21 protein-coding genes and 1 tRNA gene are annotated in these 22,528 nt (G+C 69.1%); 13 read left to right on the top strand and 9 right to left on the bottom strand.

Features of this window, described 5'->3' with window-relative positions; genetic code table 11:
* Window positions 1-51: 51 nt before the first annotated feature.
* Complete coding sequence (locus ACFQVC_RS29905; RefSeq protein ID WP_381836462.1) at window positions 52-438, bottom strand: WhiB family transcriptional regulator; 387 nt, start codon at window positions 436-438, stop codon at window positions 52-54.
* Window positions 439-853: 415 nt separating this feature from the next.
* On the opposite strand from ACFQVC_RS29905, the gene ACFQVC_RS29910 reads away from it, so the two are divergent.
* Window positions 854-3,103: a transglycosylase domain-containing protein gene (locus ACFQVC_RS29910; RefSeq protein WP_381836376.1), complete on the top strand. Its 2,250-nt coding sequence runs from the start codon at window positions 854-856 to the stop codon at window positions 3,101-3,103.
* Between the two features lie 143 nt (window positions 3,104-3,246).
* Here the strand turns inward: ACFQVC_RS29910 and ACFQVC_RS29915 are convergent, their stop codons facing one another.
* Complete coding sequence (locus ACFQVC_RS29915) at window positions 3,247-3,711, bottom strand: GatB/YqeY domain-containing protein (protein ID WP_381836378.1); 465 nt, start codon at window positions 3,709-3,711, stop codon at window positions 3,247-3,249.
* Between the two features lie 76 nt (window positions 3,712-3,787).
* Here ACFQVC_RS29915 and ACFQVC_RS29920 point away from each other — a divergent pair, with 76 nt between their 5' ends.
* The 4 genes from ACFQVC_RS29920 (at window position 3,788) to ACFQVC_RS29935 (ending at window position 7,251) form a co-directional block, all read left to right on the top strand.
* Window positions 3,788-4,717, top strand: coding sequence for a metallophosphoesterase (locus ACFQVC_RS29920; protein ID WP_381836380.1), 930 nt, complete (start codon window positions 3,788-3,790; stop codon window positions 4,715-4,717).
* Between the two features lie 227 nt (window positions 4,718-4,944).
* Window positions 4,945-5,634, top strand: a complete 690-nt coding sequence (locus ACFQVC_RS29925; protein ID WP_381836382.1) for a Pr6Pr family membrane protein — start codon at window positions 4,945-4,947, stop codon at window positions 5,632-5,634.
* A 39-nt stretch (window positions 5,635-5,673) separates the two neighbouring features.
* A tRNA-Pro gene (locus ACFQVC_RS29930) sits at window positions 5,674-5,747 on the top strand.
* Window positions 5,748-6,411: 664 nt separating this feature from the next.
* Complete coding sequence (locus tag ACFQVC_RS29935; protein ID WP_381836383.1) at window positions 6,412-7,251, top strand: HNH endonuclease; 840 nt, start codon at window positions 6,412-6,414, stop codon at window positions 7,249-7,251.
* A gap of 22 nt (window positions 7,252-7,273) precedes the next feature.
* Here the strand turns inward: ACFQVC_RS29935 and ACFQVC_RS29940 are convergent, their stop codons facing one another.
* From ACFQVC_RS29940 to ACFQVC_RS29950, 3 genes are all read right to left on the bottom strand, one after another.
* Window positions 7,274-8,779 carry a LacI family DNA-binding transcriptional regulator gene (locus ACFQVC_RS29940; RefSeq protein ID WP_381836385.1) on the bottom strand — a complete coding sequence of 502 codons (1,506 nt, stop codon included), beginning with the start codon at window positions 8,777-8,779 and terminating at the stop codon, window positions 7,274-7,276.
* A 48-nt stretch (window positions 8,780-8,827) separates the two neighbouring features.
* Window positions 8,828-9,205 carry a helix-turn-helix domain-containing protein gene (locus ACFQVC_RS29945; RefSeq protein ID WP_381836387.1) on the bottom strand — a complete coding sequence of 126 codons (378 nt, stop codon included), beginning with the start codon at window positions 9,203-9,205 and terminating at the stop codon, window positions 8,828-8,830.
* Between the two features lie 455 nt (window positions 9,206-9,660).
* On the bottom strand, window positions 9,661-9,795 hold the full coding sequence (locus ACFQVC_RS29950) for a hypothetical protein (RefSeq protein WP_381836389.1): 135 nt from the start codon (window positions 9,793-9,795) through the stop codon (window positions 9,661-9,663).
* Between the two features lie 587 nt (window positions 9,796-10,382).
* Here ACFQVC_RS29950 and ACFQVC_RS29955 point away from each other — a divergent pair.
* From ACFQVC_RS29955 to ACFQVC_RS29985, 7 genes are all read left to right on the top strand, one after another.
* Window positions 10,383-11,291: a helix-turn-helix domain-containing protein gene (locus ACFQVC_RS29955; RefSeq protein WP_381836391.1), complete on the top strand. Its 909-nt coding sequence runs from the start codon at window positions 10,383-10,385 to the stop codon at window positions 11,289-11,291.
* 12 nt (window positions 11,292-11,303) lie between these two features.
* A complete protein-coding gene (locus ACFQVC_RS29960) occupies window positions 11,304-11,993 on the top strand; it encodes a zinc finger domain-containing protein (protein ID WP_381836464.1) in 690 nt (229 codons plus the stop codon).
* Window positions 11,994-12,197: 204 nt separating this feature from the next.
* Window positions 12,198-13,094, top strand: coding sequence for a DUF2637 domain-containing protein (locus tag ACFQVC_RS29965; protein ID WP_381836393.1), 897 nt, complete (start codon window positions 12,198-12,200; stop codon window positions 13,092-13,094).
* A gap of 350 nt (window positions 13,095-13,444) precedes the next feature.
* Entirely contained in the window at window positions 13,445-14,275 is an 831-nt protein-coding gene (locus ACFQVC_RS29970) for a DUF2637 domain-containing protein (RefSeq protein ID WP_417851989.1), read from the top strand.
* Window positions 14,276-14,796: 521 nt separating this feature from the next.
* Entirely contained in the window at window positions 14,797-15,150 is a 354-nt protein-coding gene (locus tag ACFQVC_RS29975) for a plasmid mobilization relaxosome protein MobC (protein WP_381836395.1), read from the top strand.
* Window positions 15,147-16,859 carry a relaxase/mobilization nuclease domain-containing protein gene (locus ACFQVC_RS29980; protein ID WP_381836397.1) on the top strand — a complete coding sequence of 571 codons (1,713 nt, stop codon included), beginning with the start codon at window positions 15,147-15,149 and terminating at the stop codon, window positions 16,857-16,859. Before ACFQVC_RS29975 ends, ACFQVC_RS29980 begins: the two co-directional genes overlap by 4 nt.
* Window positions 16,860-17,183: 324 nt before the next feature.
* Complete coding sequence (locus ACFQVC_RS29985; RefSeq protein ID WP_381836399.1) at window positions 17,184-17,519, top strand: hypothetical protein; 336 nt, start codon at window positions 17,184-17,186, stop codon at window positions 17,517-17,519.
* A gap of 273 nt (window positions 17,520-17,792) precedes the next feature.
* On the opposite strand, the gene ACFQVC_RS29990 is transcribed toward ACFQVC_RS29985, so the two are convergent.
* The 4 genes from ACFQVC_RS29990 to ACFQVC_RS30005 all read right to left on the bottom strand — a co-directional run bounded on the left by ACFQVC_RS29990 (window position 17,793) and on the right by ACFQVC_RS30005 (window position 20,783).
* Entirely contained in the window at window positions 17,793-19,310 is a 1,518-nt protein-coding gene (locus tag ACFQVC_RS29990; protein WP_381836401.1) for an amino acid permease, read from the bottom strand.
* Window positions 19,311-19,354: 44 nt separating this feature from the next.
* Window positions 19,355-20,206 (bottom strand): hypothetical protein, encoded by an 852-nt coding sequence (locus ACFQVC_RS29995; protein WP_381836403.1) that lies wholly within the window; start codon window positions 20,204-20,206, stop codon window positions 19,355-19,357.
* Between the two features lie 92 nt (window positions 20,207-20,298).
* On the bottom strand, window positions 20,299-20,439 hold the full coding sequence (locus ACFQVC_RS30000; protein ID WP_381836405.1) for a hypothetical protein: 141 nt from the start codon (window positions 20,437-20,439) through the stop codon (window positions 20,299-20,301).
* Window positions 20,433-20,783, bottom strand: a complete 351-nt coding sequence (locus ACFQVC_RS30005) for a hypothetical protein (protein ID WP_381836407.1) — start codon at window positions 20,781-20,783, stop codon at window positions 20,433-20,435. The genes ACFQVC_RS30000 and ACFQVC_RS30005 overlap by 7 nt, the downstream gene beginning before the upstream one ends.
* A 338-nt stretch (window positions 20,784-21,121) precedes the next feature.
* On the opposite strand from ACFQVC_RS30005, the gene aspS reads away from it, so the two are divergent.
* Window positions 21,122-22,432: an aspartate--tRNA(Asn) ligase gene (gene aspS, locus ACFQVC_RS30010; RefSeq protein WP_381836409.1), complete on the top strand. Its 1,311-nt coding sequence runs from the start codon at window positions 21,122-21,124 to the stop codon at window positions 22,430-22,432.
* Window positions 22,433-22,528 lie beyond the last annotated feature (96 nt).

A 22,528-nucleotide genomic window follows, 5' to 3' on the forward strand; every position in this document is an offset into this window, starting at 1 on the left:
GGTCCGCTTCAGGGATCCGCGTGAGTCCGCGTGCGATGAACCGCCGGCCCGCTACCCCACGGCGGCGTAGCTTCCGTACTCGTAGTGCTGCTGCTCGTCGATGTCGTCGAGGTTGTCGATGGCGTCGATGTTGTCGACGTCCACCGGCAGGATGCCCGCGCTGCGCTCGTACTCCGTACGCGCGGTCTCGAGCAGTCTGCGCCACGAGGTGACCGTGGGACGCCTGCGCAGCAATGCGCGGCGCTCCCGCTCTGTCATGCCACCCCACACGCCGAACTCGACGCGGTTGTCCAGCGCATCGGCCAGGCACTCCGTGCGCACCGGACATCCGGTGCACACCGCCTTCGCCCGGTTCTGCGCTGCTCCTTGAACGAACAGTTCATCCGGATCGGTAGTGCGGCAGGCCGCCTGCGCACTCCAGTCGGTTACCCAGCCCATACCGGCGCCGTCCTCTCCCGAATCGAGGCTCCCCCACGGCGGCAGCGGCATATTCACCGCCGCCAGTTGAGGACGTTACGGAAGGTGGCGACAGCGCAACACCCCCTTCGGGCCCAATCTTGAATGGCCCGAACGGACTATGCGTAAGCGGCAGATCACCCGACGGAGTGAGCTGGCGACATGCGTGAGGAATCCCGGCAAACCAGGACAGTTCAGCTGAGCCACAACGGGCGTCCGGTGACGCATGAGGCGGATTCGGGCATCGGACCGCCGGATTCGGGAACGGCGGAGCAGACCTCGACAGACCGGGTTCGGTCCCGGGTCTTGATGCGGAACCACACTGCTGTGACAGTTGATAGCCAGCTTAGGCCAAGGCGTTACGCCTGTCCGGCGATTCAGAACGTAGGCTGCCCCCATGGGAAACAAGCGCTCGGGCGGAGGTCTGTCCCCGACTCAGCAGGCCGCCAAATTCCTCGGTGTCAGCGTGCTCGCGGGTGCTGTGCTCGCCGGTATCGCCCTGCCCGCGGCAGGTGCGCTCGGCCTCGCGGCCAAGGGATCGGTCGAGAGCTTCGACGATATTCCGGCCAATCTGAAGCGGCCGCCGCTCAGCCAGCGCACCACCATCCTGGACAACAAGGGCGGCACGATCGCCACGGTCTTCTCCCGTGACCGCACCCTGGTGGACCTCAAGAACATCTCGCCGTACATGCAGAAGGCGATCGTCGCGATCGAGGACTCGCGCTTCTACGAGCACGGCGCGGTCGACCTCAAGGGCATCCTGCGCGCCCTGAACGAGAACGCCCAGTCGGGCGGCGTCTCGCAGGGCGCCTCGACCCTCACCCAGCAGTACGTGAAGAACGTCTTCGTCGAGGAGGCGGGCGACGACCCCACCAAGGTCGCCGAGGCCACCCAGCAGACCATCGGCCGCAAGATCCGCGAGTTGAAGTACGCGATCCAGGTCGAGGAGGAGCTGGGCAAGAAGCAGATCCTGGAGAACTACCTCAACATCACGTTCTTCGGGCAGCAGGCCTACGGCGTCGAAGCCGCGGCCCAGCGCTACTTCTCCAAGTCGGCCAAGGACCTGAAGGTGGAGGAGGCCGCGCTGCTCGCCGGCATCGTCCAGTCGCCGAGCCGCTACGACCCGGTCAACGACTCCGAAGAAGCCACCAAGCGCCGCAACACCGTGCTGCAGCGGATGGCCGCGACCCACGACATCTCGCAGGAAGAGGCCGACAAGGCCAAGGAGAAGCCGCTCGGTCTGCAGGTCAGCAAGCCGAAGAACGGCTGCATCACCGCGGTCCGCGGCGCGGGCTTCTTCTGTGACTACGTCCGCAACGCGTTTGTGAACGACCCGGTATTCGGCGAGACCCGCGAGGACCGCCAGAAGATCTGGAACCAGGGCGGCCTCAAGATCCAGACGACGCTCGACCCGCAGGCCCAGGAATCGGTGCAGGCGTCGATAAAGGACAACGTCCGCCAGACCGACCAGGTGGCGACCGCGGTCTCCATCGTCGAGCCCGGCACCGGCAAGATCCTCGGCATGGGCCAGTCCCGGCCGTACGGCTACGGGCCGAACGAGACGGAGATCAACCTCTCCGTCGACAAGCGCATGGGCGGCGGCGCGGGCTACCAGCCCGGCTCCACCTTCAAGCCGGTGGTCGCCGCGGCCGCCATCGAGCAGGGCAAGGCGCCGACACAGAAGTACGGCTCGCCGTACGAGATGCCGTATCCGAGCCCGGTGGCCACCTGCTCGGGCAACTGGACCAACACGCAGAACGAGAAGCTGACCAACGAGAACGAGGAAGAGGTCGGCCCGTACGGCATGAAGGAGGCGACCGCGAAGTCGGTCAACACCTACTTCGTGGAGCTGATCAGCGATATCGGTATCTGCCCTGTGACCTCGATGGCCGAGAAGATGGGCGTCAACCGCGCCGACGGCCGGCAGATCGCACAGGCCCCGTCCATCGCGCTCGGCACCCAGGAGATGTCGCCGCTGACGATGGCCTCGGCGTACGCCACCTTCGCCAGCCGCGGCACCTACTGCACACCGGTCGCCATCGAGGCGATCACCGGCCCCGACGGCAAGTCGATGCGGGTGCCCAAGACCTCCTGCAACCAGGCCATGTCGCCGAAGACCGCGGACACCATCAACACCCTGCTCAAGGGCGTGGTCGAGGACGGCACGGGCCAGCAGGCGGGACTCGGCGGCAGCCGCCCGAGCGCGGGCAAGACGGGTACGACCGACTTCCGCTACGCCGCCTGGTTCGTGGGCTACACGCCGAACATGTCGGGCGCCGTCTGGGTCGGCGACCCGCAGCACAAGCGGCAGATGACCGACATCACCATCGGCGGCAGCTACTACGACAAGGTCTACGGCGGCGAAGTCCCGGGCCCGATCTGGAAGCAGGCCATGTCGGGCGCCCTGTCGGGCAAGCCCGCGCCGAACTTCAACCTCGTCAACATCCCCAAGGACAAGCCCAAGGAAGACGACGGGGGCGACCACGAGGACGACGAGAAGCCGGGCCGGCCGGGCGGCGGTGACGGGGGCGGCGGCAACGACAACCCGTGGCCGGACGTCTCCCTGCCGCCGGACCTCATCGGCGGCGGCGGCAACGGCGGGAACGGCAACGGCGGCGGTAACGGGGGGTGGCCGCAACCGCGTTGAGACCCGCCTGCGGGTAGCGGTGCGCGGATGATGCCTGCCGGCAGCAGTTCGTGAGTGAGGGCGCCCCCTGAAGTTCAGGGGGCGCCCTCACTCACGTAAGCGCCTACTCGCGCACGTACACGTACACGTATATACGCGGAACCTCAGCCGGCGAGCAGCTGCTTGACCACCGCGGCGACGCGGCCGCCCTCGGCCTGGCCCGCGACCTTCGGGTTCACGATCTTCATGACCTGGCCCATGGCGCGCGGGCCCTCGGCGCCTGCGGCCTTCGCCTCTTCGACGGCCTGCGCCACGATCTCCTTGAGCTCGTCGTCGCTGAGCTGCTTGGGCAGGTACGCGGCGAGGATCTCGCCCTCCGCCCGCTCCCGCTCGGCCTGCTCGGCGCGCCCGCCCTGGGCGAAGGCCTCAGCGGCCTCGCGGCGCTTCTTCGCCTCGCGGGTGATCACCTTCTGCACCTCGTCGTCGGAGAGCTCACGGGCCGTCTTGCCCGAGACCTCCTCCTTGGTGATCGCGGACAGGGTCAGCCGGAGCGTGGCGGAGCGCAGCTCGTCGCGCTCCCTGATCGCCGCGGTGAGGTCTTCCTGCAGCTTGGACTTGAGCGTGGTCATGCCCCAAGTGTCGCAGGTGCGCGCTCCGCGGCGCCCGCCGATTTCCCGGCACCACCTGGTCTGCAACGATGGGTTCATGCGCGCGCGATACGGAGTACCCCTGGGAATCACCGCGGCGGGTGCCGCCGGTGTGTTGTACGCGGCTGCCTTCGAGGTCCGCTCCTTCCGGCTGAGGCGCGTCACCGTGCCGGTGCTGCCACCGGGAATGCGCCCCCTGCGCGTGCTCCAGGTCTCCGACATCCACATGGTGTGCGGACAGCGCAAGAAGCAGCGCTGGCTGCAGTCGCTCGCGGGCCTGCGCCCCGACTTCGTGGTCAACACCGGCGACAACCTCTCGGACCCCGAGGGCGTCCCCGAGGTCCTCGACGCACTCGGCCCGCTGATGGAGTTCCCGGGGACGTATGTCTTCGGCTCCAACGACTACTACGGCCCCACACCGCGCAACCCCGCCCGGTACTTGGTCGAGAGGCTGCAGGGACGGCATGGGCTGAACGGCAACACGGGAGTCGTGGGCGCCGTCCACAACCCGTGGGAAGAGCTGCGCGACGCCTTCGACGCGGCCGGCTGGGTGGGTCTCAGCAACACCCGCGGCTCACTCAAGATCGACGGTTACGAGATCGCCCTCACCGGCCTGGACGACCCGCACATCAAGCGCGACCGGTACGCGCGCGTGGCGGGCGGTCCGGACACGGGGGCCGACTTCTCCATGGGCATCGTGCACGCCCCGTACCTCCGCGCCCTCGACGCCTTCACCGAGGACGGCTATCCGCTGATCCTCGCCGGGCACACCCACGGCGGCCAGCTCTGCATCCCCTTCTACGGCGCCCTGGTCACCAACTGCGACCTGGACACGGAGCGCGTGAAGGGCCTGTCGCGGCACACGGCCGGCGGCAAGGAGTCGTATATGCACGTCTCGGCGGGCTGCGGCACCAGCCGCTACACCCCGGTCCGCTTCGCCTGCCCCCCGGAGGCGACGCTGCTGACGCTGACGGAACGAGCCGCGTAGGCGCTGTCGCGCCTGCGAGGGCGGGGCCTGTGGTGCGGGTGGGACCTGCGGTGCGGGTGAGGCCTATGGATGGGACCTGCGGTGCGGGTGGAGCCTGTGGGTGGGCGGCCCTGATGCGGGCCCAACCGGGCACCTATTAACGTATAGGCATGATCGCGCCTCCTCCGGCAAACTCCCCAAAACCGGTACATGCGAACAGCGCTGACAACGTGCCCGCGGGGGCCGTCATGCCGCCCGTCCGCCGCCCCTTCGTGGCCGTCGTCCGCGCGCTGATCTCCCTCGCAGCGATCACGGGCATCGTCATCGACCTGACCCTCGGCAGCCCGCTGCGGGTGCTCAGCTACTTCACGATCCAGAGCAACCTGATCGTCGCGGCGGTCCTCGGCGTCTCCGCGTGGCGCGCCTGGACCGGCCGCCCGCGCCTCGCCCCCTGGATCACCGGCGGCACGACGCTCTTCATCGCGATCACGGGCCTCGTCTACCACCTGATCCTGGCCAATGCCTCCAGCGGCTTCTCGATGACCGGCACCGCGAGCATCACCGGATGGCACGCGGTCTCCAACCAGCTCCTGCACACGGTCACCCCCATCGGCGCCGCCCTGAACTGGCTGCTCCTGACCCGCCCCGGCGGCCTCCGCCCGCGCCACGCGGGCCTGTGGCTGCTCTATCCCCTGGCTTACCTCGGCTTCGCCCTGGTACGCGGCGCGCTCATGTCCCCCGGCTCACCGGCCCGCTACCCGTACCCCTTCGTGGACGTCGACCTCCACGGTTACGCGGGCGTCCTGGGCAACGCCGTCGTCCTCGGGCTGATCTTCTACGCCCTCGCCCTGGCCATCGTCGGCCTCGACCGGATCCGACCGGACCTCCGGGCCGGTGAAAACCGGATTTCGCCTCAGGGCGACGGTCCGCTAAAGTAATCGATGTCGCCACGACGTGGTCACACGCAACAGCGACATCGGGGTGTAGCGCAGCTTGGCAGCGCGCTTCGTTCGGGACGAAGAGGTCGTGGGTTCAAATCCCGCCACCCCGACTGAGAAGTAGCAGGTCAAGGGCCTGATCCGGAATCGGATCAGGCCCTTCCTGCGTCCCTGGTGATCGTTTGGGAGAAATCTGGGAGAAGATCTTGGTGGGCTTCTCCCAGCAGGCGATCGTCCGGCAGGGGCGGCACGCCTCCGGCGTGTTACCTCGCACCTGCGCGTTCGCGAGCTTCAGTTGCCCACTCGACCCGAGGACAGCCTGTGGACCACGGCTTCGACAGCACCGACGACGTCGACACCAGCGCCTCCGAGCGAGCGGGGCTCCCATGCGCGGTCTGCGGCACAGAGATGGAGTATTGGCGCCCGCGCAGTCAGAAGTACTGCTCCGATCCCTGCCGTACCTCGGCCGCCAGGAAGCAACGGGCTGAACGTCCGAAGGACGCGCCGAGAGTGCGGCGCCCGAAGCAGACGCTCACGCCTGGTACGCCGCCGGTGCCTGATCTCGCCAGGACACGCGAGGTTCGCGGTGATCCCTACTGGAACCCGGTCCTCGCGGCTGCCGAACGTGCCACCGGCGGCGAACCTTGCCGTATCTGCGGCGAGCCTGTGTCGAGGAGCGCGCACTGGGAGCACCGTGACCGGCACGTCTGCTCGGGTCGGTGCAACACCACGCTCAAGCGGCGTACGAAGGCGCGGATCGAGAGGGGTGAGATCGACGTGGCTGCCATCGTGGATCACGGCGACCGGTCCTCTGCCGATGCCGACCAGCGCGCTCGGTTCGGGGCAGCACGGGAGCCGCGGGTCTTCTGCACCAGGACCGCCGACGGCGACTTCCCCTACGAGTTCTACGGGTTGAGCCCCATCGAGGGCGATGTCGTCGAGCGGCACGGCTCCGTCACGACGTACGCCACCGCTACCTCCCTGGGTGCCGACGAGCTCGTCGCCTTGGTGCGGGCGAACTCCGAGTCCGACGCAGAGCCGATGGTCGCGATCCACCAGCAGACCGGAGCACTCCTCGCCTACACGGACCGAGTCCTGTGGTGGACCAAAGTGCCCGGCCAGGAACACCCCCTCGTCCAGCAGACGTCGTTCGAGGGGGACGACGGGCGTCGGTGGCACTGGCAGAACGAGATCTTCCGTGACGTGGACGAGAGCGGGAAGACTTACGACTGGGAAGCCTGGGTCTGCGTCGCCGAACCGACGCCCACCCTCTGGACCCCGGCATACACTGCCCGCTCCGAAAAGCAGCGGCGCTCCACTCGAGCCCGTAACAGCTACCAGGCTCGCATGCGCGGCTACGGCACACTCAATGCCGGAGCTGACCAGGTGGACCCGTTCGACATCTACGAACGCGCCCAATGGATCTGCCAGTTGTGCCACTGCGCGATGGACTCCGCCGTTGAGTGGCCCGACCCGTGGTCCGCCACCCTTGACCACATCCGGCCTGTTGCGGAGGGCGGCGCGCACACAGCGGAGAACCTGCAGGCGGCCCATTGGGTCTGCAACATCCGCAAGGGGGACGCCTGGGGACCTGGCGGCGCCCAGCCCTCCTCCTAGGAGGAGGGCTGGGCCTGACGCGTCAGCCGCCAGTCTGTAGGAGCCGGTCCAGCGCAGATACTGGGGAACGCGGGTGCAGCGCACGCCTGGCGGCGAGTGCCGCCTCCCACTGCTCGGTCAGGCCAGCCATGAGGCGCTTACGCATGCCGGGCGTGACGTGGGCGTAGCGCGCGGAGACCGAGCCGTCGATGTGGCCCATGCGCTCGTCCATGAGGACCTTCTCGGTACCGAGGTCCTCCATCATCGTCCGGTGCGTATGGCGCAGGCCGTGCGGCGTGAGGCTCTTGGCGATCGGGAGCCAGCAGGCATCGGCCCGAGCAGCAGCGCCTCGACCTCGGGCCGGGATGCCGGGCCACGGCTCGCCGAGAATCGGCACCGGGCGGGCCTCCTGGGGTGCCTTCTTCGGGTACCAGCCGGAGACCGCCGGGGTGAACAGCCAGGTCGCAAAACCGTTCCTGCGCCAATGCGCTGCGTGCTCCGACGTGGTACCGCCCCGTACGAACCCGAGCTCGGCGATGACGAGTTCGACGCGTACGCGGGTGTCCTCCCGTACGCGGTCGGGGTGGTTGAGGACGTTGGAGACCGTTCCGGTGGAGACTTCGGCGCGGCGTGCCACGTCGACGAGCTTCGCTCCCTGGTGGCCCCCGGTACGGGCCGCTCCAAGTCCGCGGTAGACGTAGGTCTTACCGTGGCATGGGCAGGGCTGCGGCTTCGTACGGGCGACGTGGTTGGCGACGAGGGCAGAGAGCCAGTCCATCGAGTCAATGGTGCGGTAGCTGTCGTCCTTGGGCGGGACGCGCACGAGCTCGCCAGTGTCCAGTTCGTACAGCTGCCACTCGACGCGGAAGGCGTCCGGGCGGGCGAACTCCGTTTCCAGGCCGACGATTTCACCCCAGCGCATACCGGTGTAGCCCTTCTGCACGACGGCGACGAACTCGTCGTCGCGGCCAGAGAGCAGGGCGGCTCGCTCAGCGGTCAGCAGGATGCCGAGCGGATCGGTGATGGCCTTCTCGGGGCCGCGGTCGCGGGACCGGCCGGCGCGTTTGCCGCGCCCGCGTCGCCTGGCGGCCGGGTTGGAGGTGATCAACCCCTCGTCGATCGCGTCCTCGAAGATCAGGTGGAGCGTGGAGCGCCAGGTCTTGACGCTGGAGGCCGCGTAGACGGCCTTCTCCTTCTTCTCCCAGCGGTCGACGTCGGCGCGCAGGATGCCCGCGAGGGCCTTGTCCTCGAAGTCGGGGAGCAGGTGCTCCTCGATGTGGCGCCTGTAGTTCTGCATGGTCGAGGCGGCCAGGTCCTGGGCTTCGTACCAGCGGCTCGCGTACTCACCGAAGGTCTCCTGGCCAAGGTCCGGGTCGCGCCAGGTTCCGCGCCGGACGGTGACCTCTTCGGCGTCGGCGGCCTGCTTGGCTTCGCGCTTGGTGGCGAACTTGACCACCGCACCGGTCGGGTCTGCGACCGTGCCGTACTTGCCGTCCTCGATCTTGTACCGGCCCCGCCAGTAGTTTCCGCGCTTCTCAGCGAAGCCCAAGTGTGGTGCCCTCCCCTTCGTTCGGCAGTTGGCTTTCCGGGTGCGGTACTACGCGGCGGTGTCGAACTCCGCTCGGCGGGTGCGCTGTGGCGGCCGGGAGTGCAAGCGTGCCGCCGCCGGGCCCGATGCGGAGGGCGAGCCGGGCTGCCGCCTGGCTGAGGTCTTGGCCATGGCGGGCAGGCCAGCGCGGGGCTTCGTAGCGGCAGGTGGGCGTTCCTCGTTGAGGCGGATGATCTCGGCGAGGTGGTCGGCCGTGAAGCGGTAGGCGCGGCCGACGCGGGTGTGCGGGATCAGCCGGCGACGGGCACGGTCCTTGACCCACCAGGTGGAGCAGCCGAGGACGGTGGCGACCTCGTCGGGGCGGTAGAGGCGGAGAAGTGCCGTCGCAGTGTGCGGGAGGGCAGGGGGTGTGGGCTCTTGGGGCAAGGAGGTTCCTATCTGGCGCGGTGGTGCGGGGAGGCCACGCGGACTGGCTCCTTTCGATTCGGTGCGCGGCATCGGTCGCCGCGTGTGTACGCAGCAGGCCACCCGGCGCGGCACCGGGCGGACACCACAACTGTCCGGAGATTCCCCGGTTTCGCTAACCGGGGAATACGTGGTATAAGACCGCAGCTCAACTGCCGCTGGCAGGTGAGGACCGCGAGCGGCCATACGGCACAACAGGGGTGAATCCGCGAGCACCGATGTGAGCGCTCAGACGCAGACGGGGCGAAGTGCGCTGCGGATCAAAGGTGTTGGCTTTCCGGACGCGGGGCGGCAGCAGGACCATCCGGCCTCGCCGAGGAAGGCAAGCGAGAAGACATCGAGGGCGGCCACGTTGACGAGGCTGTCGGCGTCTCGGCGGTGCCGCCGACGTTCGAGGCGCGTGAACATGGTGACGGTCACAGAATGCCCCGGCGCGGGGCACAGGCGGCCAGCTGTCGTTGGGCGAGTTCGCGCGCGGTGGAGCCGCACCCGATGGCGCGGACGGCTGGCCGTTTTCCGGCCAGACCCTTTCCCAGAAGGCTTTTCGTCATGCGTCTGTTGTAGCTCGCGGAGCGCGATTTCGGTAACCGCTGATCCACTGCTATCTTGCGTAGCTTTGTTGTCAGATCCCCTAGGTCGCCGCCAGGAATGGGCGAAATATGGCGCGGAATTACCGATTGCTAAAGTCACGGTAAGCCAGGCCGACCGCCTCGATGACGCGTCACCGAAGCAGGGCATCACGCCTGGTCAAGTGCCATATATGACCGCACGTGGGATCTGCCCAGGATCGCCACCCAAGCATTACTAGTTGCCTGCTTTAGCCCCGTCATCACGCCGGGCGATTTCGCCGACCGGGGATCCGGGTCTACTGTTCTAGCCCCTCCCGTGCATGAGGTGTTCTCCGTAGGCTGTTTGCTTTCTCGGCGGAATGCTGGACTTGTGCGGGTGGTTGTGGCTGTCTTGTCCAGGCGCCGGAGCGCTGTTTCCGGACCATAGGACACCGGCACACCGCAGCCAAGGCCACGGCGTCCCTGCGGAGCATCCCCACGGGAACCTCGCCGGGACCTCCAGCCACAACCCTCCCCAAACCCCCGAAGCGGACCGTCCGCCCCCCACCTGCCCTAGGAGCCGCCGCCCGATGAGCCGAGACGCCCGCGAATGGGCCTGGGAAAACAGCACCAGCCGAGGAACCGCCCGCCTGGTCCTGCTGTCGATCGCCGACCGGATACCGGACGAGCAATGCGTCGCCTGGGCCTCCGTCACCTCACTGATGAAGCGCACGAACGCCAGCCGCAACGCCGTGCGCAGCGCCTTGGTAGCCCTGGCCGACAGCGGCGAGCTGGAGCTGCTCGACGCGTACGAGGGCCCGCAGCGCAGCACCGTCTACCGGCTGCCGCGCACCGCCGCATGGCTCGCCAAGGTCACGGCCGCCCGGAGAAGCGATCCCGACGCGTACGTCGAGCCCCTGGCCGAGTCCGATCCGGTGCCCGAGGTGGACGGCAAGCGGCTGCGCAAGCACGGCATCTGGCCCAAGTCCGGGGCCGATTCCGACCCCCCTCGTCAGAATCCGGCCGGGTCAGATCCTGCGTCCTCACGTCAGAATCCGGCCCCCCGACGGGGCACATACCGACCCCTCGACGGGGCAGAATCCGACCCCCAGAACCGTAGTGAACCGAAGGTGAACCGAAGTAACTGCAGCAGTGCTGTAGCCACCCTCACCTCGGCCACGGACTGGGAGCTCGACGACGCCAGCCGTGCCTGGGCCCATCAGCAGGGCCACCTCGCCCGCCTCGGCGAGCACGGTATCCACGCTGCGGACGCGAAGTGGCGCTCGAACCGGGCGACATGGGCACCCCGTAGCGCCGCCGCGTGGGCTGCCGACTGGCGCACCTGGATCGCCCGCGAGCACTCCCCCGCCCCGGGGCCCCCGAACCTCCATGCCCTGTCCGGCGGCACCCCTGTCCCCGCCCCCGCAGTCGGCATGACCCGCGCCGAGAAGCACACCGCCGCCCTGCTCGCCGCCCTCGACGAGCCGACCGGAACGTAAGGAGCAACTCCCCTGGATCACCGCGAAATCGCCGCCGTCCTCGCCTACATCGGCCGCCTCGACCCTCGCACCATTCGCACCGATACCGGCGAGGCTCGTGACCAGATCGCCCAATGGCACGAGCTGCTCAGCGACGTACCGCTGGCTACAGCCCACGGCTGGGATGCCCGCGAGGCGATACGAGCCCATGTGCTCGACTCCCCGTACCCGATCCTGCCCGTGGACATCGCCCGCAAGTGGCGCGCCTACGGCCGCGACCGTCTCGATCGGCACACCGACCCCACCCCAGCCACGGACCCGGACGACCCAGCTGGCTGGCGAGCCGAGCTGCTCGGCGCTCGCCGCGCTGTCGCCACCGGTCAGGCCGCGCCTGCAACGCACCGCCAACTCTCCGGCGGCGCGCCACATCCCGACGTCGAGGCCCGCCTCGCCGCCATCGGCTCGTGCATCCCGCCCACGGTGCGCGCCGAACTGGCCCGCTACCGGCCGACCCGAGCCGCCCGCGAGACCGCCATGGCCGCAGGTCAGCCCGATGCCCTCAGCGTCGCCTGCCAGTGGTGCCACGCCCCCAAGGGCGAGCCCTGCCGCAGCCGACGTATGAGCCCCGACGGCCGCGCCCGGGGCAACGCCCCTCGCACCACACCCCACCCGACCCGCGTGGACCTTGCCGCCTCAGGGTTTGCGGAGCTTACGGCTGCCTGATCCCCATCTCGCGCCCCTCCTCTCCCTTCACCCCACCCCGCCACTCGGCACCGTGCGCGTGCCTTGACCGCCCCGGTGATGACGGACCCGGCTCTGAGCCCATGCCAGGCCACCGCCTCTCCGGCACCCCTCCCAAACCCCTGGAGAACTCCCATCGCTCACCACCCCACGCCTGCCCCACATCACCCCGAGCGGGAGTCTCTCGTGCCCAAGTGCTCTCCCGAAAGGTTCGTGCTCATCACGGCAGTTGCCGTCGTCGTCGCCCTCGCCGTCGGCGGCTTCTGGCTGTCGTACGCGCATCTCGCCGAGGTCGCCGGAGCCCATGGGTTCGGCGGCTCGCCCGCTCGCCGCTGGGCCTGGCCCGCGCCCCTGTACGCATGCATCGTCGCGGGCGAGCTGCTGATGCTCCGCGCTGGCCTGCGCCGCGTCACCGACCGCTGGGCCATCGCGCTGACCGCCACCGGGGCAGTCGGCGCCATCGCCCTGAACGTGGTCGGGGTCAGTAGCGCGGGCCCCGCCAGCAGCGTGTCCCTGCTCGACTATGTGGTCGCCGCGGTGCCCCAGACCACCGCCTTGCTGGCCTCCGGCGTCCTCATGCGGCAGATCCACCAACTCGTCGGCCGGATCGCCGATCGCCCGGAACCCGACTCGGGTCAACTACCGGAGCCACCCGCTGCCTCTCCCACCTGCCCCGGCCCTGACGATCCACCGGACGCCACCACGTCCCGGACACCGCAGGGGTCGGATCCCGATGCCCGCCCATATGCCGACTCCCAGGCCCACCCGGTACTCGGACGCAAACCGCGAGACAACCACCCCCACAGCGAGGACCCGCACAGCTCGTCCGCACCCGCGCCACACCCCAAGGAGGCGTCGATGCCTCGGCGCACCGAGCAGCCTTCCAACGCCTCGATCGACGAACTCCTGGCCATCGCTCGCTCAGTGGTGGTCCGGATGGGCGACGTGGACGGCACCGAGATCGAAAGGGAGATCCGGGAGGTCCACGGCCTGAAGGCCGCTGACGACCAGTTACAGAAGGCCATCTGGCTGGTGGAGGACGAGCAAGACGCACTGTGGGACGCCGTCGACGAGATCGGCTGAGGCCGACCGCCGACGATGCGAAACCACCTCGGCACTTCCAGCAGACCTCCCTTTGCGCTCGTGCGCGTACGTGGTGCCGATCAGCGCGCGCAGCGTCCACCGGCACAGGAAATCCCTGGTCAAACGATTCGTGTGACCGTGCGCGCCGGACACGCACCCAAGCATTCACGCACGAGGCCCCTCAGCGCGGCCCGCGTGAACGCCCCGCCCGTGAACGCCCTCGGACGAGTCCCGCCCACACCCTGTGGACAGTGACGAGGCGCGCCACCCGACGGGGGCCTGCGTGTACTGCACCTCCACCCCAGCTTCCCTGCTCTTCCGCCCCAACCCCCACCCAGGAGCCCCTCGCGTTGCGCCTCCCCGCCCTCGTATCCCCGGCCGCCATGCACGGCGGCCGCACCATCCGCGTCGGCATCGTCCTACTCGCCGTCTTCGCCTTCTCCTTGTCCTACGACGCCCTGCGGCAGATGGCCGTCGCCGCCCACATACGCGGAGCACTCACCTATCTCTTCCCCCTCGTGATCGACGGGTTCATCGCCATCGGCGTCATCGCCCTGCTGATCCTGCGCACCGCGCCACGTTCCTCCCGCCTGTACGTCTGGGCGCTCGTCGGCCTGGCCACGCTCGCCAGCATCTGGGCGAACGCCCTGCACGCCATGCGCCTAAACGAGCAAACCCGGCTCCACCTCAACAACGCCACCGTCGGTGCCCTGTCCGCCATCGCCCCGCTCGCCCTCGCCGGCGCCGTCCACCTCTACCTCGTCATCAACCGCCACCTCACCGCCGTCACCAACGCGGCGGCGGAAGTGCCGTCCGCCACCTCGCCCGCCCAACCGGCCCCGCCAAAGCCGAGCCGTCAGATCCGCCAAGAAGAACCGGACGGCGCCAATACCGCGCCTTCCGCCAAGTCCGGCGCACCCGAGCCGAAGACCGCCACGGTCATGGCGCCATCGACCACGGTGAAGCCCCAGCAGGGCGGGCGCAGGACCACCGTTCCCGACGACGTCCTGTGGGCGACGGCCCGCGCCATCGGCGCCAGGCTCGGCAAAGTCCCCCGCACCACCCTGGAGGACGAGGTCAGAGCCCAAGGCCACACGATCCAAAAGGACGTCGCCAAAGTGGTCGCCAAGACCGTCACGGCGGAACTCGCTGCCGCCAACAACACCGCCACTGCCGCATGAGCGCCATGGCGGGACGCCCTGTGTTGGCGGAAAGCCTCCCCGCCAACGCCGGGCACCGCCACGTGAACCTCACCGCCAACCCCTTCATCGTGCCCGGGCCGTCACGTCAGTCGCAGCATCTGCGAACTCACCAACTCCAAGGGACTTCCGCGCGTCTCGCCCCGGGCACCCGAGAGCACTCGTTCGCCAGCTCTACGACCGCACGTACCACCACACCCCGCACAGCCCTGGAGACCCATCCCATGCCTGACCAGCAGCGCCAGGACCCCACCCGACCCGCTGATATCGCAGACCCCACCAGCCCCACAGCGCGAGCAAGTTGTCCCGGGAGCAATGCTCCCGGAGTCCCCGCCCCGCAGGGGGCGGAGAATGCCCGGCACCAGGGGGCGCCAGACGGGGAAGCTGCGGCCGAGGGCGGACCGCAGCAGGGAGGGGACCGGCCTGCCGAACAGCTTGCGCGCAAGCGTCAGCGTCCCCGTCAGCCCACGCACCGCAAGCGTCTGCACCAGGCCAGCTGCCGCATGAACGACGCCGAACTCGCCCGCCTCACCGACGCCGCCGAGACGTGCGAGATGAGCATCGCCGCCTTCCTCGCCTACGCCGTCGACAAGGCCGCCCGCGACCTGACCCGCACCGCCGCCGAAATCGCCGCCGAGCGGGAAGTCATCGACGAACTGTTCGCCGCCCGTCGGCACCTGGGCCGCATCCACGGCCTGTTCAACCAGACGGTCAAGGCCCTCAACTCCGGCGCCGACGTACCCCACCTCGACGCTGCCGCCCAGGTCGTCGCGGACGCGGCCAGCCGCATGGAAGACGCGGCCGATGCCCTGCTCGCCCACCGCGACAACACCGCGGAGGACGGTGCCGCAGCATGATCCCCAGCATCCACAAGCGCGGCAGCGAAACCATCGGGCTGATCCGCTACCTCTACGGCCCCGGCACCAAAGAGGAGCACACCGACCCGCACCTGGTCGCCGCCTTCGATCCACTCACCCCCGACCCCGGCCGCGACCCGAACGCCACCTACCAGCAGCTGGAGCGCCTGCTCGACCAACCCGTCAACGCCCTGCCCAAGAGCCGCCGCCCCGCCAAGCACGTCTGGCACATATCCGTGCGGGCCAGCCCGGAGGACCCGATCCTGTCCGACGAGGACTGGGCCGCCATCGCCCGCCGCACCGTCGCCGCCACCGGCATCGCCCCCGAAGGCGACGAGCAAGCCTGCCGGTGGGCGGCCGTCCGGCACGCCGACGACCACATCCACATCATCGCCACCCTGGTCCGCGACGACGGCCGCCGCCCCCGCCTGCACAACGAAGCCCGCCGCGCCCAGGCCGAGGCCCGCCGCATCGAAGCCGACTACAACCTGCGCCGCGTCACCCCGGGCGACGGGACCGCCGCCAAACGCCCCACCCGCGCCACAGTCCACAAAGCCGAACGCCTCGGCCAGGAAGCCGCCTCACAAGAGCTGCTGCGCGAGCACGTCCGCCGCGCCCTGGCCGGCGCCGCCGACGAGGTGGAGTTCTTCGACAGGCTCGCCGCCGAAGGCGTACGCATCGACAAACGCATCGCGCCTTCCGGCGACGTGCTCGGCTACAAGGTCGCCATCGTCGGCGACCGCAACAAGGAGCAGGAGCCCGTCTGGTATGCGGGTTCCACCCTCGCCCCCGACCTCTCCCTGCCCCGCATCCGCAACCGATTCACCGCCGTCACAGACACGGACACGCAGCCCACGCCGCTGGACCGCAGCGGCGCTTCGGCACCTGCCCGCGCCCGCTACACCGCTGCCGTGGCCGCCGACTCCGCCCGCGCCGCGTTCGCCTCCGGCGACGACACCACGGCAGCGGCCCAGCTGGTCGGGGTCGGTGAGGTTCTCGATGCCCTCGCCCAGACCGCAGCCGGGCCCAGCCGCTCCGAACTGCGAGAGGCCGCATGGCACTTCGAGCGTGCCACCCGCTCCCATATCCGCGCCAAGGACGAGGAGATGTACGCCCTGCGCCGCGCGGCCCGCCAGATCGTCCACTCCGGTACCGCCCTCGGCCGCGGCCCCGACAGCACTGCCACCGCCCTGATCCTCGACGTGATGATCCTGGCGGTCATCGCAGCTGCCCGCTGGCACGCTGCCCGTGGCCACGCTCAACAGGCCCAGGCAGCCCAGCAGGCCGCCGACCACCTGCGCACCGCCTACCAGGCCGCCGCAGCCGAACCACTGGCCGCCCTGCACGCCTGGGGCGAACGCCTGCCCGTGCCCAACCGACAGCGCCACACCACCACGGTCCGCACAGCCCTCCCCCACCTCGCCGACCGCCTCCAGGCCGAGCCCGGCTGGGACTCCCTGGTGATGGTCCTCGACCAAGCCGAGCAGGCCGGATATGACACCGCCGCCCTGCTGGCCAAGGCCGCCGCGCAACGCGAACTCGGCACCGCCGACTCGGCCAGCGACGTCCTGATCTGGCGACTCCACCACCTCGGCTACACCACCCCGCCGCCTCGGCGTCCGCGGTCGCAACCGAACCCTGCTCCGAAGGCCACTCCCGTCACGGGGGCCGCTGCCCGGCAGGAAACGGTACGACCGCACCGGCGGTGATCACGGCCTCGCGGACAGCTTGGGAGGAGAAGCTCCAACATCTCCTCCCAGCGGAAGTGGTCAGCCTTCGGGGGCGCAGCTCGCTCGGAATCCCACGAAGCATCCACCCGAGGCATGCGCAGCACCACCGCCTTGTACCCGCCGCACAGCCCACGAACGGCTCTGCTTGACGGCGCTGACCGGGCGAGCGGGGCGAAAGATAGCCGACGATCCCCGGTTAGCGAAACCGGGGATCGTTCGGAGCATTGGTGGTCGCCCACCCTCACCCCCACCCCTTTTTTGAGGAGAACCCCTGTGCCCGCCTCCGCCCCTCGACCCCACGTCATGGCCCTACTGTTTGACACGGATCTCAACCGCCCTGCGGATTCCCTCGTCTTCCGCCACCTCGACGGACGCCTCTTCACCGAGGAGGAACAGGCCGTCGTCCGTAACGCCACGATCGAAGAACTCCAGGCCGCTGGCGTCTACGTCCACAACCCGGCAGCCGAAGCCGAGGCCGCAGCAGCCGCACAGGAGCTGGCCGAGCTCTTGTTCAAGTACGTCATCCCGCACCATGAAGTCCTCATCCCCTTCATGACCGACGAGGACGTGCTCGAATACGACCGGTTGGCCACCATCGTCGTCGCGGGCGCCGACAGCAACCTGCCGCACGAGGACTGAGCACACGGGCAAGCCCCCCGACGAAGACCAGCGGCAGGTTGCTGAAGTTGCTACCAAGAAGCCACCCCTGGCTCCGAGGCTCCCCCGATTCGCTACGCCGTTTCACCCCGTACACGTTCTGACCAGGAGACGCGCCACCTACAGACCAATATGGGGAAGAGGGCCGGCGGCCGGGAATCATCCCGGCCGCCGGCCCTCTTCGTGGTGCCATTTAACGCGCCTTCCACCTGGGTCGCCTCGGCAATCGGCGGGGCCCCGGCCCCTCAGCTCGGCTTACGAGCGAGCCACTTCCCGCTTGCGGCCGGGGCTGGCGTTACGGGGGTGGGCAGGGTTGAGGAACCACTTGCGAGCCGAGGCGAGCCACCAGATACCGCAGAAGGCGACAACGACACCGACCGCGATCGGGGCGTAGTTGAAGGTCTCCGCGGTGATCGGTGAGCTCTGCGGCAGCATGAACAGCACCGTGATCACCACGACCCAGGCGACCGCGATCGCGCCGACGAGGGTGGACCAGGAACCCAGGTGCCAGGGGCCGCGCTCGAACCGGTCCCCCTGCCGCAGCCGCAGGAAGGTGGGAATCACGTAGGCGATGTAGAGGCCGATGGTCGCGATCGAGGTGACGGCGGCGTAGGCGGTGCTGTTCCACAGATAGGGCAGGCCGAGTACAAAGGCGCCGCCGGTGGCCAGCCAGACGGCGTTGGCGGGGGTGCGGGTGGCGGGGTTCAGCTGGTGCCATGTCCGGGAGAAGGGCAGCGCGCCGTCGCGCGAGAAGGCGTAGATCATCCGGGAGTTGGCGGTGACCGAGGCCATGCCGCAGAAGAGCTGGGCGACGATGACGACGAGCAGCAGGCACTTGCCGGTCGCCGCGCCGAGAGCGTCCATGAGGATCTGCGCCGGGGGCACGCCCGTGGCCGAGTCGAGGGAGCCGGCGTAGGACTGGATGGCGTAGGTGAAGCCGAAGAGGAGGACGAATCCGGCCGCGAGCGAGACGAGGATCGAGCGGACGATTCCCTTGGGTCCGGCGGTGGAGGCGTCGATGGTCTCCTCGGTCATGTGGGCGGAGGCGTCGTAGCCGGTGAAGGTGTACTGCGCCATCAGCAGCCCGATCAGCACCACGTACACGCTGGAGCTGAAGCCCGTGTTGTTGACGAACTCGCCGAACACGAACTGCGTCGACTGGTGGTGGCCAGGGACAAGGACCAGGGCGCCACAGATGACCACGACACCGAGGATGTGCCACCAGATGGACACCTCGTTGAGGAAGGCGACGATGCGCACGCCGAAGGTGTTCAGCACGCCGTGCAGGACGAGGATGATCCCGAACAGGATGATGGTATGCCCCGGCGTGGCCTCGAAGCCGAACTGAAGGTCCAGTAAGGCGTTGAGGAAGGTGGCCGCGCCGAAGTCGATGCCCGCGGTCACCGCTATCTGCCCGAGGGTGTTGAACCAGCCGGTGAACCACGCCCACGCCGCCGCCGACCGTCTGGGCGCCATGCGGTGGGCCCAGAAGTACAGGCCCGCGGACGTCGGGTAGGCGGAGCAGACCTCTGCCATGGACAGCCCGACGAAGAGCGTCATGAGGCCGACGAACAGCCAGCCCCACATGATCACTGCCGGGCCGCCGGTGTTCATACCGTAGCCGTACATGGTCATGCAGCCGGACAGGATCGAGATGATCGTGAAGCTGACGCCGAAGTTCGCGCGGCCGGACATCGAGCGCGACAGGGTCTGCTGGTAGCCGAGCTGCTTGAGGCGTTCCTCGTCGGAGACGCGGGAGACATCGAGAGGCACAGGGGGTTCCGTCCTATGGCAGGTGGAAGGGATGGTTCGAGGGCTCAGTGGTGTCGGCGCCGTGGCGGGCTGTACGCCCAGCCGCGGTGCCGCAGGAACAGTTCGCGGGCCTGGCCGCAGTAGGACCAGGGGACTTGCGTGGCGTACGGGCCGATCACGTCGAAGACCTCCAGGGCCTCGTGGTGCCGGTTCGCGAACGACAGGGCGTGGGCGAGGTAGTTGGCGTCGTCGGCGAGGCATGCGTGCGGATGCGGTGCGCGGTAGCGCCACCAGCGCTCCAGCACGACGTCGATCTGCGGGCAGTCGACCCAGGGGTGGATCGTCAGGCCGTACGTCTTCTGGTCCTGCTCCTGACGGGAGCGGTGTGCCTCCGCGAGGACGACCAGGGGTAGGACGGCGATGGGTAAGCCTTGAGGGGCGATGGACGCCTGCTCCTCGGCCCACCATGCGGCCTCGCCCTGCGCGCCGTGATAGCGCGGGAGGAGATAGGTGACGATCTCGTGGTGCGCTTCACGGTTCCAGGGGTCGCGCTGCTTGATCTCCTCCCATACGCGGCCGAGCGTGTCTCGGTCGGGGACGTGGGTACGCAGCAGCGCGAGCATGACGACCAGCGGTGCCACGTCTCGGGGCCACGCGTCCAGAGCGGTGTGACAGGTGGACCAGGCTTCCTCCATCAGGGTTCGCCCGGCACCGCGTCCGGCGATCATCGCTCGCAGGGCCTGCACGTTCGCGAGGAGAGCGAGGGCGTGCGGAGAGCGGGGCTCGGCCTTGGCCCAGGTATCGGCAAACCTGAGCCGCGCCCCCGCTTCGGCGAGGATCTGGAGGCGGAAGATCCTCCGGTCCCAGTCCGGGCCCGTCGCGACCAGCAGATCCCGGGCACTCTCCCACCGGCCCATCGCCGCGTCCTCCACCGCCGGCCGTAGTGCCAGGTCATCGCGAGCCGGATGCTGATCGAGCGGGGGACTGCGGTCGTGACCGTGTCGCCCCATCAGCGGGCCCGCCAGGACATCCGCGGGTCGTCGTAAGTGAACCCGAGCGACGCGTACAGCGGCTCGCCCTCCGAGCTGGAGGACAGGCTGACGCGCTTGCAGCCGCTGGCGGTCATCCAGTCCATGAGCGCTGTCACCACGGCCCGCGCGTAGCCGCGCCTGCGAAATGCCTGATCGGTGGCGAGACAGTGCTGATGTCACCGTTGAACGGTTTGGCGCTGTCGGGTCCCGGGAGCCTGGGCAGTAGCAAGCCCATCGCGCAGGCCGCCATGCGGCCCGGTTCGGCATCGACGACGAACGCGGCGGTCCTGTCCTGGTCGCGGAGCAGGGAAGCGATGGCCTCCTCGCACTCCTTGACCCATGGCCCATCCGGCACGGCCCTCGGCTCGCTCCACGGCACAGACGGGCAGGTCAGCGAAAGCTGGCGCAGGCGGGCCAGCTCCCCGGCGTCGGCGGCCACCGCTCGTCGCACGGACACGGTCACAGCAGATCCTCCCGATCATGAGTGCGTTCTTGATTGCGGCGGTATCCGCGAGGTCCGTAACCTGCTGGGCAACGCGATGACGGAGACGAGTAGCCAGGGATCACGCGAGCAGAGAGAGCCGCCGGTAGCTGGGAAGGCGGACTCGCACCCCGAGGCGAAGACCCTCCCGAGCGCGGGGAGGAACGACCACGTCGTGGTCCCATGCCCCGCCGGCCGGCCCCCGTCACCGGGCCCGAATGAGGCCGCCACCTCGTGGCGGCGAAAGTGCGGTGGTACCGCGAGTTCCCTTCTCGCCCGCACTCCCAAGGGATCATGACGATGTCCTTCGGAGGACCGCAATGATCCAAAGCCGCGTACACGTCGCTGACCTGCGAGAACACGTCGGCCGTACCGTTTCCGTCTGCGGGTGGGTGAACACCCTCCGCCTGCAGCGCAAGATGCAGTTCGTCATCGTGCGCGACAGCACCGGCATGGTGCAGGTGACCCATACGCGCGACGACGGACCGCTGGAGGCCCAGCTCGAAGCCCTCACCCTCGAATCCGCAGTACGGATCACCGGCCGCGTCGTCGACGCCGCCCAGGTGAAACTCGACGGCCTGGAGATCGTCCCCGAGCAGGTGGAGGTCCTGAACCCGGCCGCGACGCCGTTGCCGATCGACGAGCACACCGGCCTGGAGCAGCGTCTCGACTGGCGCTTCCTGGATGTGCGGCGCCGTCCCGCCGCTCAGCTGCTGTTCGCCGTGCAGACCACCCTGGAACAGGGGATGCGCGAGTACGCCTACGCGCAGGGCGCTACCGAGATGCACACGCCCAAGCTCATGGGCACCGCCTCGGAGTCTGGGGCGGAGGTCTTCAAGCTGGGCTACTTCGACCGCTCCGCCTATCTGGCGCAGTCGCCGCAGTTCTACAAGCAGATGGCGATCTCGGCCGGGATCGAGAAGGTCTTCGAGATCGGTCCGGTCTTCCGCGCCGAGCCGTCGTTCACCTCCCGGCACGCCACCGAGTTCACCGGCGTCGACGTGGAGCTGGCCTGGATCGACGGCGTCGAGGACGTGATGGCGTTCGAGGAGCAGATGCTCGCCCACGCCATCACCAAGGTGGCCGACGTGCACGGCGAGGCAATCCGCGAGCACTTCGGCGTCGAGGCTGCCGTGCCCACCACGCCGTTCCCCCGCATCACCATGGCCCAAGCGCACGAGGTTCTGCGTGAGGGCGGCTGGGACCCGGAGGGGGTCAAGGTGGACCTGGACCCGGAGGGTGAGCGGAGCATCTCGGCTCACATCAAGGAGGCCACCGGGCACGAGTTCGTGTTCATCACGCACTACCCGGCCGTCATCCGGCCCTTCTACCACATGCGGCCGGCCGACGACCCGAGCGTGACCCTGAGCTTCGACCTGCTGTGGAAGGGCCTGGAGGTCACCACCGGCGCCCAGCGCGAGCACCGCTACGACGTGCTGCTCAAGCAGGCCGCCGAGAAGGGCATGAGCACGAAGCCGCTGCAGGACTACCTGAATGCCTTCCGGTACGGATGCCCGCCGCACGGCGGGCTCGGCATGGGGCTCGGCCGGGTGCTGATGGTGATGCTCGGCCTGGACTCCATCCGTGAGGCCACCTTCCTCTTCCGCGGACCGAACCGGCTCACGCCGTAACCGACGGCGGGCGGCGTCCCACGGCACGGGCGAACGCCTCGTGCCCTGGGACACGGTCTCAGTAGCGGACATTGCACTGGTCATACGTCTGCGCCC

This window comes from Streptomyces monticola (assembly GCF_042665355.1).
In the GTDB taxonomy this organism is placed as follows: Bacteria; Actinomycetota; Actinomycetes; order Streptomycetales; family Streptomycetaceae; genus Streptomyces; species Streptomyces monticola.